Here is a 14,127-nt window from a genome sequence, read left to right on the forward strand (position 1 = left end):
GAAACAGAGCATAGTGGCACAAAAAATGCAGGCAGACCGAGCAGTAAAGGGAATAGAACTATGTCCAAAATCGCCCTCGTGGACGATGACAGGAATATTCTGACATCCGTATCCATGACACTCGAAGCCGAAGGCTTTGAGGTTGAAACCTATAATGATGGCCAACAGGCCTTTGACGCCTTTAGCAAGAAATTGCCCGATATGGCCGTGCTCGACATCAAGATGCCGCGCATGGATGGCATGGACCTGTTGCAACGCCTGCGCCAGAAATCGCAGATGCCCGTGATCTTCCTCACCTCCAAGGATGATGAGATCGACGAGGTTCTGGGCCTGCGCATGGGCGCCGATGACTATGTGAAAAAGCCGTTCTCGCAGCGCTTGCTGGTGGAACGGATCCGCGCCCTTCTGCGCCGTCAGGATGCAGCCAATGGGCATGTCGTTGTCGAAACCGAAGAAACCAAGGTGATCGAACGCGGCAATCTTTTGATGGATCCGCTGCGCCATTCGGTCAGCTGGAAAGGGCAGGATGTATCACTCACCGTGACCGAATTCCTGCTGTTGCAGGCGCTGGCCAAGCGGCCCGGCTTCGTCAAAAGCCGCGATCAGCTGATGGATGTGGCCTATGATGATCAGGTCTATGTCGACGACCGCACCATCGACAGCCACATCAAGCGGCTGCGCAAGAAGCTGCGCATGGTCGATCCTGAGTTTTCGGCAATCGAGACGCTTTATGGTATCGGATATCGGTACAACGAAGAATAATGGCTCTGGTCGAGCGGATAGGGGTGCGGAGCGTGCAGCCGCGAAAGGATAACGACCTTGTCCTTGGCGATGATTTTGTCGCACCGGATCGTCTGGACGAAGGAGAGCTGAATGCCCGCCGCGCCAAACGCGGCTGGTTCAGCTTTCGTGACTCCTCGCTGACGCGCAAGATCATCACCTTCAACCTGATTGCGCTCAATGTGCTGGTTGTGGGTATCCTCTATCTCAATTCGTCACGCGACAATCTCGCGATGCAGCGCGCGAACAGCCTGATGGTGCAGACAGCCCTGATCGCGGATGTGGTCGAGGCGCGTCTGCCTGTCGGTGCGCCGGTCAGTTTTGCAACCGGCGATGGGGTGGACATGGCCACCACGCTGGACAATCTGGATATTCAGACCGGAACAGAGGTGTTTTTGTTTGATCGCACCGGCATGTTGGTGGGGCGCAAGCAGGGCGATACGATGGGTCAGGACCGCACCGCGACCCTGCCATCAACGCCAATGACGGATTTTCTCAGCCGGGTGTGGGATCGGATTTCAAGCCCGTTTTCTGGCGTGGATCAGGTCTCTGCCAGCCGCGTGGTTGAGGATGTGGCCCGTGACATGGTCGATCTGGCAGTGGGGGGCGGCGTAGAAGTGCGCACCGCCGAGACCGCGCAGGGCGTTGTTCTGACGGTGGCCGCCCCGGTGATGCAAGGCAATACACCTGTCGCGGTGGTGGCGTTGGCCAATGCCAGCGGCGAGCTTGACAAGCTGGCAAGGGTAGAGCGCGAGCGCGTGCTTCAGATGTTCCTGATTGCCACTTTGGTATCGGTGGGTCTCAGCCTCATTCTTGCCTCGACCATTTCGAACCCCTTGGCCGATCTGGCGGCGGCTGCGGAAATCGGGCGCGACCGTAACAAGGGCAAAGGGGCCAAGGGACGTATCCGTATCCCCGACCTGACCGCGCGCCCCGATGAAATCGGGCGTCTTAGCGGTGCGTTGCGTGGCATGGTCTCGGCGCTTTACCACCGGATCGACAGCAACGAGCAATTCGCCGCTGACGTGGCCCATGAGATCAAGAACCCTCTCGCCAGCCTGCGCTCTGCCGTGGGCACCATGCGCATTGCCAAGCGCGACGATCAGCGCGAGCGTCTGTTGGAGGTGATCGAACATGATGTGCGCCGGCTGGACCGTCTTGTGAGCGATATTTCCAATGCCTCGCGGCTTGACAGCGAATTGGTCAAGGAAGAACAAGAATCCTTTGATCTGCTCAAGATGTTGCAGAACCTTGGGACTTATCTGGGCGAAGAGGCGCAGAAGAACGGGATCGAATTCATCATGGATTTCCCGCCTCAGCCCATCGTCACCACCGGGCTTGAGGGGCGATTGGCACAGGTGTTTGTCAATCTCATCACCAATGCCATCAGTTTCTGCGAAGAGGGTGACGCAATCCGCGTTTGGGCGCGCCGCCGTGCCAATCGCGTGCTGGTGGTGGTCGAAGATACCGGCCCTGGTATCCCTGAACAGGCGCTGGAAAAGGTCTTCCAACGCTTCTACTCCGAGCGGCCCGAGGGGGATTTCGGCAATAATTCTGGCCTTGGTCTTGCGATCTCCAAACAGATCGTCGAGGCGCATGATGGTGTGATCTGGGCCGAAAACATTCGTCCCACCCATGCTGATGCCACCTCAGATCCCTTGGGCGCGCGCTTTGTCGTGGGTCTGCCGGTCTGAGCCGGTGACAGACGCGCCTCATCCCGCCGACATCATCCTACATGCCACCTGCGTGGCGCATTCTGGCCGCGCGGTGCTGATCCGGGGGGCATCGGGGCGCGGAAAGTCCGGCCTTGCCCTGCAACTTCTGGCGCTTGGCGCGGGGTTGGTCGCCGATGACCGCACCCGTCTCTGGCTTGAGGCAGGGCGTATCATGGCGGATGCGCCTGAAACCATCCGCGGGCAGATCGAGGCGCGCGGTATGGGTATCCTGCAAATACCCTCGACCGGGCCAAAGCCGCTTGCTTTGATTGTCGATCTGGACACCGAAAGCACGGACCGCTTGCCACCGCTCGAACATGCCGATCTTCTGGGGCAGAGCCTGCCGCTTGTAAAAAAAGCGGATCATGCTCATTTTCCGGCTGCGGTCCTGCTATATCTCATGCATGGGACGTTGATCTGAAGGAGCCATACCATGCCGTCCGAGCCTGACGCTCGAACAGAGGCCGGAAAGACGCGCAATCGCCTTGTTCTGGTCACGGGGCCTTCTGGTGCCGGGCGCAGCACCGCGATCCGCGCGCTTGAGGATATGGGCTATGAAGCGATCGACAATATGCCGCTCTCGCTCTTGCCGCGTCTTTTGGAGGCGCCAAAATCCGACAAGCCGCTGGCACTTGGTGTTGATGCCCGCAATCGTGATTTTTCGACCAATGCCCTGATCGAGATGATCGACCGCAGTGATTGGCACCCCGGCCAACCGTTGCAGGTGCTATATCTCGATTGCCGCGCCGAAATCCTGCAACGGCGGTTTTCCGAAACCCGCAGGCGGCATCCGCTGGCCCCGGACGAGAGTGCCGAGGCCGGAATCGCGCGCGAATTCGATTTGCTCGCCCCGGTCCGTGTTCGGGCTGATCTGCTGATCGACACGTCCGACATGACGCCGCATGACCTGCGCGCAGAATTGGGGCGCTGGTATGGGCCGGGCGATGCCGAAAGCCTTGCGGTCTCGGTGCATTCGTTTTCCTACAAGCGGGGGCTGCCGCGCGGCCTTGATATGGTGTTTGACTGCCGGTTTCTGCGCAATCCCTATTGGCAGCCAGACCTGCGGGCCCTTGACGGGCGTGTGCCCCAAGTGGCGGCGCATATTGCGGGCGATCCGCTCTTTGCAGAATTTCGCCAGCGGGTAACAGAGATTGTCGAACTGCTGCTTCCCGCTTATGAGACCGAGGGCAAGGCTTATCTCTCGATAGGCTTTGGCTGCACTGGCGGGCAACATCGCAGCGTGGCGATGGCAGAAACTTTGGGTGCGACCCTTGCGAAAGATGGCTGGCAAGTGTCAATAAGGCACCGAGAACTGGAGCGGCGCAGCGGGGCAGAGGCCCCCGGCCCCGCCCGCGACGTCTGAGGAGTGACGCAGTCTTGATCGGGATCGTGATCGTGGCGCATGGCGGGCTGGCCAATGAGTATCTCAGGGCCGTCGAACATGTGGTGGGGGCCCAGACCGGGGTGATGGCGATTTCCATCGAGGGCGACCATGATCGCACCGCCAAACAAGACGAGATCTGTGCAGCGGCTGATGCGGTCGACACAGGTGGCGGCGTTGTGCTTGTGACCGATATCTTTGGCGGCTCGCCCTCGAACCTGTCGCTGCGCGCCTGTCGCCCGAATGATCGGCGCATACTTTATGGTGCGAACCTGCCGATGCTGATCAAGCTGGCCAAGAGCCGACACATGCCGTTGCCCGATGCGGTGCGCGCCGCGCTTGAGGCAGGGCGCAAATACATCGACAGCCATAACGTATCAGAAGAGTAGGAAGGCAGGGGTGAGCATGGACAAGGTGATCCGCCGGATGGAGATCGTCAACGAAAAGGGGTTGCACGCCCGCGCCGCGGCCAAATTGGTCGAGGTGGTCGAGGGTTTTGACGCCCGTGCAGAGGTCTCTTGCAATGGCCAATCCGCCTCGGGCGATAGCATCATGGGGCTTTTGATGTTGGCAGCGGCCAAAGGAACCACTATTGACGTCGAAGTCGTTGGGCCGGATGCAACCCCTCTGGCAGAGGCGGTTTCGGCACTGGTTGCCGACAGGTTTGGCGAAAGCATGTAAGCGCGCGGGATCGGGAAGTCGCGACACGAGCGGGACAGGAACAAAGCAGTGAACATCAAGGCGCAGCCAGAGTCCGGCACAGAGACGGGCGATACGGTCCTCTATACTAAATACGACCGCCGCAGCCTGACCTATGCCAATAGTTTTGACAACGGGCTGACTTCGTTCATCATCCGTGTGATGGAATGGATGACCGGCAAGATCACCATCCTGCGCATGATCCGCAAATTCGAGAAACGTGGTGCCCCAACCGGTCAGGCGTTTTGGCGCGCGGCATTGGATACCATGGGTATTCCCCTGCTGACCCCGGATGAAGAAGTGGCGCATATCCCGCTTGAGGGGCCGGTGGTGGTGGTGGCCAACCATCCGCATGGTCTGGTGGATGGGATGATCCTTGCCGATCTGATCGGTCGGCGGCGGAGTGATTACAAGATCCTCACCCGCGCGCTTTTGACCGGGATCGACGAGGTGGCGGCCTCTTACATGATCTCTGTCCCGTTTCCCCACGAACCCGATGCACAGCGCAAATCGGTCGAGATGCGTGCCAAGGCGATGGCGCATCTCAAAGAGGGCGGCGTTATCAGCGTATTTCCTTCGGGCGTCGTGGCCTCAAGCGATACGATGTTTGGGCCTGCGATAGAACGGGAATGGAATGTCTTCACCGCGCAGATGATCCGGCGGTCCGGTGCGCGCGTCGTGCCGATCTTTTTTCCGGGGGCGAATTCTCGCTGGTATCAGATCGCCAACCGCACGTCTGCCACCCTGCGGCAAGGTTTGCTTTTGCATGAGGTCGTGCATAGCTGCAACAATGCCCAGAAACCGGTTGTAGGTGCGCCGATCAGCGACGAGCGCATGGCGATGCTGGAAAGCGACCCGCGCGGTTTCATGGAATGGCTGCGCGCCCACACGCTCTCATTGGGCGATAGCAGCAAGTAACGCTCACCGCGTGGGCACGGGCACTTCTCCGCGATAATCGTAGAACCCACGCCCGGTCTTGCGCCCGAGCCACCCAGCCTCGACATATTTCGTCAACAGCGGGCAGGGGCGATACTTGGTATCCGCCAGGCCGTCATGCAGCACATTCATGATCGCAAGACAGGTATCAAGCCCGATGAAATCCGCCAATTCCAGCGGCCCCATCGGGTGATTGGCCCCAAGTTTGAGGGACTCGTCGATGGATTTGACGTTTCCAACCCCTTCATAGAGCGTGTAGACGGCCTCGTTGATCATCGGCATCAGGATGCGGTTGACGATGAAGGCCGGAAAATCCTCGGCAGAAGCTGCGGTCTTGCCCAGTTTCTCGACCACGGCGAGACAGGCGTTGAACGTGTCCTTGTCCGTGGCGATGCCCCGGATCAGTTCCACCAGTTGCATAACCGGCACCGGGTTCATGAAATGAAAGCCCATGAATTTCTCGGGTCGGTCGGTGCGGCTCGCAAGCCGCGTGATCGAGATCGACGAGGTGTTCGAGGTCAGGATCGTATGCGGCTCCAGATGCGGCAAGAGTTCATCAAAAATTGCCTGTTTGACTGCCTCGCGTTCGGTCGCGGCTTCGATCACCAGATCGGTCTTGCCCAGATCGGTCAGTGTCTGGGTGGTGGTGATCCGCGCTAGTGCGGCCTCCATAGTGTCTTGCGCGATCTTGCCCCGGCTGACTTGGCGTTCCATGTTCTTGCGGACGGCCGCCATGGCACGATCCAGCGCCTCGGCGCTGATGTCGTTGAGCAGCACATCGTAGCCCGCAAGAGCCATCACATGGGCGATGCCGTTGCCCATCTGGCCCGCGCCAACCACACCGATTCTCGTGATGTCCATCCGCCCGATCCCTGTCCGATTGCTGCAGCAGCATAGGCCGCAGCGGGCGTAGGCCGCAAGGGCATGGGATAGGTAAAATAATCCGCGAATTGGTCGTTTAGCGATTTAGCAAGAGGAATCGTCCACCCTTTCCATGGGTGAGTAGATCAAGGTGGGTAACATGGGATTTGAACGCTTGGGGCATAGGCCCCTCGACTATCGGCCTGTCCGGTATGACGGGTCAAAATTGGTCTTTCGCGGCCCGCAGCGCCGCTTGACGGGGGATTTCGTGGCCTGCCTTGGCGGCACTGAAACCTATGGCACCTTCATTGACCGACCCTATCCTGATCTGATGGAGCGATCCTTGGGAACGGCCTGCGTCAATTTCGGCTGGCCAAATGCGGGTGTCGATGCCTTTCTCAAGGATGAGGGCCTGCTTGATTTGGTGTCAGCCGCGCGCGCCGTGGTGTTGCAGGTGCCGGGGGCGATCAACCTTTGCAATCCGTTCTACCGGGTGCATCCGCGCCGCAACGACCGCTTTCTAGAGGCGAGCCCCCGCTTGCGCCGCCTCTATCCCGAGGTCGATTTTACCGAGTTCCACTTTACCCGCCACATGATGCAGCGCTTGGCGGATATTTCGCCTGACCGGTTTGCGGTGCTGCGCGAAGGTCTGCAAGAGGTCTGGGTGGCGCGCATGCAGGCGTTGCTTGAACGGTTGACTGCGCCAGTCGTGTTGATGTGGTTCTCGCGGCATCTGCCCGGCCTTGGGCATGAGGCAGCGGGCATCGCGGACGATCCTGCCTTTGTCAGCCGCGCCATGCTGCGCGCTGTGGGGGCCCGGGCGGCCCATGTGGTTGAGGTGGTGATCAGCCCCGAGGCCTGTGCGCAGGGCACACGCGGCATGCGGTTTGATCCGATGCAAGAGGGGGTCGCCGCCGATCTGCCCGGTTTGCTGGCCCATTCCGAGGCATCGCGTGCCCTGTCGCCGGTGTTGGAAACCTTGTTGCGCAAATAAAAAACCCGCGCCGATTAGGCGCGGGCTTCGGTTTCGCTTTGCCGCAAATCAGAGCTTTTTGGTCAGTTCCGGCAGGGCGGTAAAGAGGTCAGCGACAAGGCCGTAGTCGGCCACTTGGAAAATCGGCGCTTCTTCATCTTTGTTGATGGCGACGATGATCTTGCTGTCCTTCATACCAGCAAGATGCTGGATCGCGCCGGAAATGCCCACGGCGACATAGAGGTTGGGGGCCACGACTTTGCCGGTCTGCCCAACCTGCCAGTCGTTCGGCGCATAGCCCGAGTCGACTGCGGCGCGAGAAGCCCCAACAGCGGCTCCTAGCTTGTCCGCAAGCCCTTCGATCAGTGCGAAATCGTCCTTGGAGCCGACACCGCGCCCGCCCGACACCACGACGCCCGCCGAGGTCAGTTCAGGGCGATCAGAGGCCGCAACCTTGTCTTCGATCCATTCCGACAGGCCGGGGTTCGGCGTGGCCGAAATTGTCTCGACCGGTGCTGCGGCCTGTTCGCCCGCTGCGTCAAAGGTCGAGGTCCGGAAGGAGATGACTTTTTTGCCGTCGCGCGATTTAACGGTCTGGATCGCGTTGCCGGCATAGATCGGGCGCTCGAACGTATCGGCATCGACCACGCCTGAGGCGTCCGAAATCACCATCACATCCAGGAGTGCGGCCACGCGCGGTAGCACGTTCTTGGCGTCCGTGGTCGCAGGGGCCACGATATGGCTATAGTCGCCCGCGAGGCTGACGATCAGCGCCGCTGTGGGTTCTGCCAAACGGTGCCCAAGCGAGGGATCCTCGGCCACCAGCACCTTTTTGACACCGGCGATTTTGGCCGCCGCAGCACCAGCCGCCGCCGCAGAGGCGCCACAGCAGAGCGCGGTCACATCGCCCAGTTTGGCCGCTGCCGTGACCGCCTTGGCGGTCGCATCCAGCGACAATTCCCCATCGGTGACTTCGGCGAGAAGAAGAACAGACATCATACGGCTCCCACTTCCTTGAGTTTCGCAACCAGCTCGTCGACCGAGCCGAGGATGACACCCGCCGCGCGGCTTGCGGGCTCGGAGGTGCCGGTGATTTCCAGCCGCGGCGTGACATCGACGCCGTAATCGGCGGCGGTTTTCTCATCCAGCGGCTTTTTCTTGGCCTTCATGATATTGGGCAGGCTGGCATAACGCGGCTCGTTAAGGCGCAGGTCGACGGTGACAATGGTCGGCGTCTTGACTTTGATCGTTTGCAAGCCGCCATCGACTTCGCGGGTGACAACGGCGGTGTCGCCATCCACGTCAAGCGACGAGGCAAAGGTGGCCTGAGACCAACCCAGAAGCGCCGACAGCATCTGTCCGGTGGCGTTCATGTCGTTGTCGATCGCCTGCTTGCCACAGAGCACAAGGCCGGGTGCCTCTTCTTCGACGATTTTGGCAAGGATCTTGGCCACCGAGAGCGGCTCGATGTCTTGATGCACATCATCGGCGGCGACCACCAGAATGGCCCGGTCCGCGCCCATGGCAAGCGCCGTGCGCAGCGTTTCCTGCGCCTGTTTCACGCCGATAGAGACTGCGATGACTTCGCTGGCTTTGCCTGCTTCCTTGAGGCGAATCGCTTCTTCGACGGCAATTTCGTCAAACGGGTTCATCGACATCTTCACATTCGCAAGATCGACACCGCTCCCGTCCGCCTTCACACGAACTTTCACGTTATAGTCGATCACACGCTTGACAGGCACGAGCACCTTCATTGGCATGGTCTCCCTTAATGGTGGTGGGGGGCAGTGCGCCCCCCGGATAATCTCTCCAGCGCGTTGATACCGGCTCAGCCGCACGGGAAACAGGGCAAAATCGTCACGTTATCGTCCGGCGACGTCGCGTTTCAGGTTTTCAGCGCAAGAATGTTGCCAGAGTGTTTCAGCGATTGGCACCGGGAACCCAAAGAACATCCGCTTTCCCGCTGTCATTGGCCATGCGAGAGGCGACAAAGAACCAGTCGCTCAAACGGTTCAGATATTTGAGCGCCGATTCGTTGACGTTTTCCAGCGCCGACAACTCTACCGTCAGGCGCTCTGCCCGGCGTGACACGGTGCGGCATAGATGCAGATGCGCGGCCAAGGGCGATCCACCGGGCAGAATGAAACTGCGCAGTGGCTCGAGATGCTTGTTCATGGCGTCAATCTCGGCTTCCAGCCGGTCAACTTGGCTGGAGGCCATGCGCAGAGGCGGATATTCGGCATCCTTGTCACGCTCCATATCCGGACGGCAGAGATCAGCCCCCAGATCAAACAGGTCATTCTGGATGCGTGCCAGCGCATCGTCGGTTTCGTCCTTGGCATAAAGCCGGGCAAGACCCACGGTCGCGTTGACCTCATCCACCGTGCCATAGGCCGTCACGCGGGCCGAATGTTTGGCCACGCGGGTGCCATTGCCCAGTGCTGTTTCCCCCGCATCGCCGGTGCGCGTGTAGATTTTGTTGAGAACCACCATGGATTATCCTCCCTGCCTGCGGAAATATACGAAAATTAGGATGAGGATGATCGCTATGAATTGCGCGATCAACCGCCATTGCATGAATTTGTTCGATCGTTTCGCATTCTCCACGCCTTCTTTGCCAAAGGTGGAAATGCCTCGGATCAGGATCACCGCCACCGCAATACAGCCCACGGCCATGAGGATGAAAAGCGGGTCTTGCAGCATAAGGTGTCCTTTCGGGGTTGGTGCTGGGGCACATCTAGGCGGCGCGGGGCGAAAAGCGAAAGGGAAAATATGACGCGGGCGCGCGCCCGTCACGCTTTCGAGATCACCCAATCCAGCAGGCGCGTGGGCAGAATGCGGCGCAGCGTGCCCATGAGGTAAGTGGGCGTGGTCACGTAATACCGCGCCTTTGGGCGGGGCGCTTCGAGCGCATGGATCAGTTTCTTGGTGACCGCCTCGGGGGGCAGTTCGAAATTGTCTTTGGCGTAGGGGCCGTAAAGACGCGGGCGCAACTTGTCGCGATATTCGGCCATGCGATGCGCGCTTTCCCAGTCGATCCAACGTTCAAATGGCGCGCGGGCATTCTCGCGGATTTTTGTGGTCACGGGACCAGGTTCGATCAGGCAGACATGAATGCCACTGTCGCGCATTTCGATCCGCAGCGTATCGGTCAGCCCCTCGAGGGCGAATTTGGTGCTCACATAGGCCCCGCGCCAGCCGAGTGTAACCAGACCCAATACCGACGAGCATTGCACGATGCGGCCATGCCCCTGCGCGCGCATGGCCGGGATCACCTGTCGTGTCAGGTCATGCCAGCCAAAAAAGTTGCTTTCGAAAATCTCGCGCAGCGCGTCGCGCGGCAAATCCTCGACCAACCCCGGACAGGCATAGGCCCCATTGTTGAACAGCGCATCCAGCCGCCCACCGGTGGCGGTCAGCACTTCGGCCACGGCCTGCTCAATACTGGCCTCATCGGCATAGTCGATGCGTGGGCTGTCGAACCCTTCCGCGCGCAGCCGTTCGCAATCGGCTTGTTGCCGGCAGGCGGCAAACACCCGCCAGCCGCGCGCGCGCAACCCGTGGGCTGCGTTATAGCCGATGCCCGAAGAACAGCCGGTGATCAGGATGGAGCGTTGCGTCATGCCCGACCTTGTGGCGTGCGCCGCGCCGCGATGCAAGAGTTAGTCAGAGGCCAGCGTAAGCAGCGTCTCTGCCATCCAGCCGATGCGCCCGGTCTCGACCACGCGCAGCTTGATCCAGCCTTCACCGGGGTCGCGCAGCACGATCACTTCGGTGCCGCGCTTCAGGCTGGCCACGCGACCAAAACCAGTGCCGGGCCCGGTGCGTAGATTGACCGAATTTCCCGAAACCCGGCGCAGGTCTGAGGCCGCGGCCAGCGTCTCACCGTCCAGCGCAACCGCTTGCACGGGCTGGGCCACCTCTGGCGTGTCGGGCAGGGCGGTGGGCGTTGCCACACGCACGGTCGGCAGGTTGAGGGAAATGGGATCAGGTGTTGCGTCCCCTTCGGCAGAGGCCAGCGTCAGCACCACTTTATCACCCATGCTGAGGCCCAGATCATGCAGCGAGGTGATGGTGCGCGTGACCTCGGCATCCTGCCGGGGTGTGCCATCCTGCGCCAGTTCGATCACATTCACACGCAAGGGCCGGGCCTGCGGCCGGTGATTGTCAAGAAGGGCACGCGCCTGAATGGAATTGGCCGACGGGCGATAATCAGCCCCGCCGCTCAATTCATAAAAAGACCATCCCAGAAAAGCAAAGCTCACAAGAATAAAGCGCCACATTGCGCATCCCCCCAGTACCATACGACAGATTAAAGTGCTTGGCAGCGCATCCAGTATATCCGATTCGTGCCGTCGCATGAGGGGAAATCGGAAAAGATTGAAACCTGTGGCCTCTGGATGCTTTACGCCGCAGGGTGGCAGGGCTATCACCATATCCATGAGTGATTTGTTGGACGACCCCAATATGCAGCCCGAGGCTGTGTCAGAGCCGCTCCGCCGTGCGATTGGCGAGCGCTATTTGACCTATGCGCTTTCGACCATCATGCACCGCGCGCTGCCCGATGCGCGGGATGGGTTGAAGCCAGTTCATCGCCGCATTCTCTACGCGATGCGCGAGTTGCGCCTGTCCAGTTCGGGGGGATTCCGCAAATCCGCCAAGATTTCCGGCGACGTGATGGGCAACTATCACCCGCATGGTGACGCGGCGATTTACGATGCGATGGCGCGTCTCGCACAGGATTTCGCGGTGCGCTATCCGCTCGTGGATGGGCAGGGTAATTTCGGCAATATCGACGGCGATAACCCCGCCGCAAGCCGATATACCGAGGCGCGGATGACCGCCTTTGCCGAGGCGCTGCTGGATGGTCTGGCCGAAGATGCCGTCGATTTCCGTGACAATTACGACGGCACCCTGCGCGAGCCTGTCGTGCTTCCGGCGTCTTTTCCGAACCTGCTGGCCAATGGCTCTTCGGGCATTGCCGTTGGCATGGCGACCAATATTCCGCCGCATAACATCGCCGAATTGATTGATGCCTGCCTGCATCTGATCAAGTCGCCCGATGCCCGCGACGACACGCTACTGCAGTATATCCCCGGCCCCGATTTCCCCACCGGCGGTGTCATCGTCGAGCCGCCCGAGAGCATCGCACAGGCTTATCTGACCGGGCGCGGCGCGTTCCGTCTGCGCTGCAAATGGGAGTTGGAGGATCTGGGGCGCGGTCAATGGCAGATTGTCGTGACCGAAATTCCCTATCAGGTGCAGAAATCCAAGCTGATCGAGCGGATTGCCGAACTGATCCAGACCCGCAAGGTGCCGATCCTTGCCGATGTCCGCGACGAGAGCGCCGATGACGTGCGTTTGGTACTGGAACCACGGTCCAAGAATGTCGATCCCGAGGTGTTGATGGGCATGATGTATCGCAACTCCGAATTGGAAGTGCGGTTCTCGCTCAATATGAACGTCTTGATTGATGGCGTAACGCCCAAGGTCTGCTCGCTGAAAGAGGTGCTGCGCGCCTTCCTTGATTTCCGGCAGCAGGTGCTGTTGCGCCGCTCTGTGCACCGGATGGAAAAGATCGACCACCGGCTGGAGGTGCTGGAAGGGCTGATTATCGCCTTCCTCAACCTCGACCGGGTGATCGACATCATCCGCTACGACGAGGATCCAAAGGCGGCACTGATGCGCGAGGATTGGGGCCGCACCGTGCCGCGTGCAATGTCTGAGGCGGACTATGTACCGCCCCCACCCACCGCAGAGGCCGGGCTGACCGAGGTGCAGGCCGAGGCAATCCTGAACATGCGGTTGCGCAGCCTTCGCCGTCTGGAAGAGATGGAGTTGCGCGCAGAGCGCGACACATTGATGGCGGAACGTGCGGGGCTTGAGGATCTGCTCGACGATGTATCCCTGCAATGGGCGGCGGTGGCCGATCAGTTGAAAGAGGTCAAAAAGACCTTTGGCAAGACCCATCCCATCGGCGCGCGCCGCACGCAATTCGCCGAGGCGGGCAGCGTCGAAGACGTGCCGCTTGAGGCGATGATCGACCGTGAACCGATCACGGTGGTGTGCAGCCAAATGGGCTGGATCAGGGCCATGACCGGGCATCTCGATCTGAGCCGCGAGTTGAAGTTCAAGGATGGCGATGGCCCCCGCTTCATGTTCCATGCCGAGACGACCGACCGGATTCTGGTCTTTGGCAGCAATGGCCGCTTTTATACGCTGAGCGCGTCAAACCTGCCCGGCGGGCGCGGCATGGGCGAACCGCTGCGCCTGATGGTCGATCTGCCCAATGAGGCGGGCATCGTCGATCTGCTTATCCATAAACCGGGGCGTAAATTGCTGGTCGCCTCTGACGCAGGCGACGGTTTTATCGTGCCCGAGGAAGAGGTGATCGCCCAGACCCGCAGCGGCAAGCAGGTGCTGAACCTCAAAGAACCGGCGCGCGCCTTGGTCTGCCGCCCGGTGACGGGCGATCACGTCGCCTGCGTTGGGGATAATCGCAAGGTGCTGGTGTTCGCTCTGGATGAATTGCCCGAACTTGGGCGCGGCAAGGGCGTGCGGCTTCAGAAATATAAGGACGGTGGGTTGTCCGATGCCACCACCTTTGATCTCGCGGCCGGTCTGACTTGGCGCGATCCCGCAGGGCGCACCCGCACGGAAAGCAATCTTGAGGAATGGTTGGGCAAGCGCGCTGGATCGGGGCGCATGGCCCCGCGCGGCTTTCCGCGTGACAACCGCTTTACCTGATCGGGCCTTGTCTGTTGCGGATGCGCGGCGTATAG

16 protein-coding genes are annotated in these 14,127 nt (G+C 60.4%); 9 read left to right on the forward strand and 7 right to left on the reverse strand.

The features are described 5' to 3' along the window. The first annotated feature begins 60 nt into the window (after positions 1-60). The 7 genes from RAK1035_RS10450 to RAK1035_RS10480 are packed head-to-tail and all read left to right on the forward strand — an operon-like array spanning position 61 to position 5,493. On the forward strand, positions 61-762 hold the full coding sequence (locus RAK1035_RS10450) for a response regulator transcription factor (protein ID WP_037273860.1): 702 nt from the start codon (positions 61-63) through the stop codon (positions 760-762). Then, positions 762-2,474: a sensor histidine kinase gene (locus RAK1035_RS10455; RefSeq protein ID WP_112303078.1), complete on the forward strand. Its 1,713-nt coding sequence runs from the start codon at positions 762-764 to the stop codon at positions 2,472-2,474. The genes RAK1035_RS10450 and RAK1035_RS10455 overlap by 1 nt, the downstream gene beginning before the upstream one ends. Positions 2,475-2,478: 4 nt before the next feature. Beyond that, entirely contained in the window at positions 2,479-2,916 is a 438-nt protein-coding gene (locus RAK1035_RS10460) for an HPr kinase/phosphorylase (protein ID WP_008279942.1), read from the forward strand. A gap of 12 nt (positions 2,917-2,928) precedes the next feature. Next, complete coding sequence (gene rapZ / locus RAK1035_RS10465) at positions 2,929-3,858, forward strand: RNase adapter RapZ (RefSeq protein ID WP_008279943.1); 930 nt, start codon at positions 2,929-2,931, stop codon at positions 3,856-3,858. 14 nt (positions 3,859-3,872) lie between these two features. Next, positions 3,873-4,265, forward strand: a complete 393-nt coding sequence (locus RAK1035_RS10470; RefSeq protein ID WP_008279944.1) for a PTS sugar transporter subunit IIA — start codon at positions 3,873-3,875, stop codon at positions 4,263-4,265. Between the two features lie 16 nt (positions 4,266-4,281). Then, positions 4,282-4,557, forward strand: coding sequence for an HPr family phosphocarrier protein (locus RAK1035_RS10475; RefSeq protein WP_008279945.1), 276 nt, complete (start codon positions 4,282-4,284; stop codon positions 4,555-4,557). Positions 4,558-4,605: 48 nt separating this feature from the next. Then, a complete protein-coding gene (locus RAK1035_RS10480; RefSeq protein ID WP_008279946.1) occupies positions 4,606-5,493 on the forward strand; it encodes a lysophospholipid acyltransferase family protein in 888 nt (295 codons plus the stop codon). A gap of 3 nt (positions 5,494-5,496) precedes the next feature. Here the strand turns inward: RAK1035_RS10480 and RAK1035_RS10485 are convergent, their stop codons facing one another. Beyond that, positions 5,497-6,372 carry a 3-hydroxybutyryl-CoA dehydrogenase gene (locus tag RAK1035_RS10485; RefSeq protein ID WP_008279947.1) on the reverse strand — a complete coding sequence of 292 codons (876 nt, stop codon included), beginning with the start codon at positions 6,370-6,372 and terminating at the stop codon, positions 5,497-5,499. Positions 6,373-6,532: 160 nt separating this feature from the next. Between RAK1035_RS10485 and RAK1035_RS10490 the strand changes: the two genes are divergently transcribed. After that, positions 6,533-7,366 carry a DUF6473 family protein gene (locus tag RAK1035_RS10490; RefSeq protein ID WP_008279948.1) on the forward strand — a complete coding sequence of 278 codons (834 nt, stop codon included), beginning with the start codon at positions 6,533-6,535 and terminating at the stop codon, positions 7,364-7,366. Positions 7,367-7,414: 48 nt separating this feature from the next. Here RAK1035_RS10490 and RAK1035_RS10495 read toward each other — a convergent pair whose 3' ends face one another. The 6 genes from RAK1035_RS10495 to RAK1035_RS10520 form a co-directional block, all read right to left on the reverse strand. After that, a complete protein-coding gene (locus tag RAK1035_RS10495) occupies positions 7,415-8,341 on the reverse strand; it encodes an electron transfer flavoprotein subunit alpha/FixB family protein (RefSeq protein ID WP_037297306.1) in 927 nt (308 codons plus the stop codon). Then, the gene (locus tag RAK1035_RS10500) at positions 8,341-9,099 is read right to left on the reverse strand and encodes an electron transfer flavoprotein subunit beta/FixA family protein (protein WP_008279950.1); all 759 of its coding nucleotides are present in this window, start codon (positions 9,097-9,099) and stop codon (positions 8,341-8,343) included. The genes RAK1035_RS10495 and RAK1035_RS10500 overlap by 1 nt, the downstream gene beginning before the upstream one ends. 166 nt (positions 9,100-9,265) lie before the next feature. Then, complete coding sequence (locus RAK1035_RS10505) at positions 9,266-9,838, reverse strand: cob(I)yrinic acid a,c-diamide adenosyltransferase (RefSeq protein ID WP_008279951.1); 573 nt, start codon at positions 9,836-9,838, stop codon at positions 9,266-9,268. Positions 9,839-9,841: 3 nt separating this feature from the next. Next, a complete protein-coding gene (locus RAK1035_RS10510; RefSeq protein WP_008279952.1) occupies positions 9,842-10,048 on the reverse strand; it encodes a twin transmembrane helix small protein in 207 nt (68 codons plus the stop codon). A gap of 89 nt (positions 10,049-10,137) precedes the next feature. Further along, a complete protein-coding gene (locus RAK1035_RS10515; protein ID WP_008279953.1) occupies positions 10,138-10,968 on the reverse strand; it encodes an SDR family oxidoreductase in 831 nt (276 codons plus the stop codon). A 39-nt stretch (positions 10,969-11,007) separates the two neighbouring features. Beyond that, on the reverse strand, positions 11,008-11,628 hold the full coding sequence (locus tag RAK1035_RS10520; protein ID WP_008279954.1) for an SH3 domain-containing protein: 621 nt from the start codon (positions 11,626-11,628) through the stop codon (positions 11,008-11,010). Between the two features lie 157 nt (positions 11,629-11,785). Here RAK1035_RS10520 and RAK1035_RS10525 point away from each other — a divergent pair, with 157 nt between their 5' ends. After that, positions 11,786-14,092 carry a DNA topoisomerase IV subunit A gene (locus RAK1035_RS10525; RefSeq protein WP_008279955.1) on the forward strand — a complete coding sequence of 769 codons (2,307 nt, stop codon included), beginning with the start codon at positions 11,786-11,788 and terminating at the stop codon, positions 14,090-14,092. Positions 14,093-14,127: the final 35 nt, after the last annotated feature.

It is taken from the genome of Roseovarius sp. AK1035 (assembly GCF_003288315.1).
GTDB classification, from domain to species: Bacteria; Pseudomonadota; Alphaproteobacteria; order Rhodobacterales; family Rhodobacteraceae; genus Roseovarius; species Roseovarius mucosus_A.

What these genes read in the sequence shown, in the direction of transcription:
- RAK1035_RS10500 (WP_008279950.1), bottom strand. Translation starts at nt 9,099, where the DNA reads ATGAAGGTGCTCGTGCCTGTCAAGCGTGTGATCGACTATAACGTGAAA.
- RAK1035_RS10510 (WP_008279952.1), bottom strand. Translation starts at nt 10,048, where the DNA reads ATGCTGCAAGACCCGCTTTTCATCCTCATGGCCGTGGGCTGTATTGCG.
- RAK1035_RS10520 (WP_008279954.1), bottom strand. Translation starts at nt 11,628, where the DNA reads ATGTGGCGCTTTATTCTTGTGAGCTTTGCTTTTCTGGGATGGTCTTTT.
- RAK1035_RS10515 (WP_008279953.1), bottom strand. Translation starts at nt 10,968, where the DNA reads ATGACGCAACGCTCCATCCTGATCACCGGCTGTTCTTCGGGCATCGGC.
- RAK1035_RS10485 (WP_008279947.1), bottom strand. Translation starts at nt 6,372, where the DNA reads ATGGACATCACGAGAATCGGTGTGGTTGGCGCGGGCCAGATGGGCAAC.
- RAK1035_RS10495 (WP_037297306.1), bottom strand. Translation starts at nt 8,341, where the DNA reads ATGTCTGTTCTTCTTCTCGCCGAAGTCACCGATGGGGAATTGTCGCTG.
- RAK1035_RS10475 (WP_008279945.1), top strand. Translation starts at nt 4,282, where the DNA reads ATGGACAAGGTGATCCGCCGGATGGAGATCGTCAACGAAAAGGGGTTG.
- RAK1035_RS10450 (WP_037273860.1), top strand. Translation starts at nt 61, where the DNA reads ATGTCCAAAATCGCCCTCGTGGACGATGACAGGAATATTCTGACATCC.
- RAK1035_RS10490 (WP_008279948.1), top strand. Translation starts at nt 6,533, where the DNA reads ATGGGATTTGAACGCTTGGGGCATAGGCCCCTCGACTATCGGCCTGTC.
- RAK1035_RS10505 (WP_008279951.1), bottom strand. Translation starts at nt 9,838, where the DNA reads ATGGTGGTTCTCAACAAAATCTACACGCGCACCGGCGATGCGGGGGAA.
- RAK1035_RS10455 (WP_112303078.1), top strand. Translation starts at nt 762, where the DNA reads ATGGCTCTGGTCGAGCGGATAGGGGTGCGGAGCGTGCAGCCGCGAAAG.
- RAK1035_RS10525 (WP_008279955.1), top strand. Translation starts at nt 11,786, where the DNA reads ATGAGTGATTTGTTGGACGACCCCAATATGCAGCCCGAGGCTGTGTCA.
- rapZ (WP_008279943.1), top strand. Translation starts at nt 2,929, where the DNA reads ATGCCGTCCGAGCCTGACGCTCGAACAGAGGCCGGAAAGACGCGCAAT.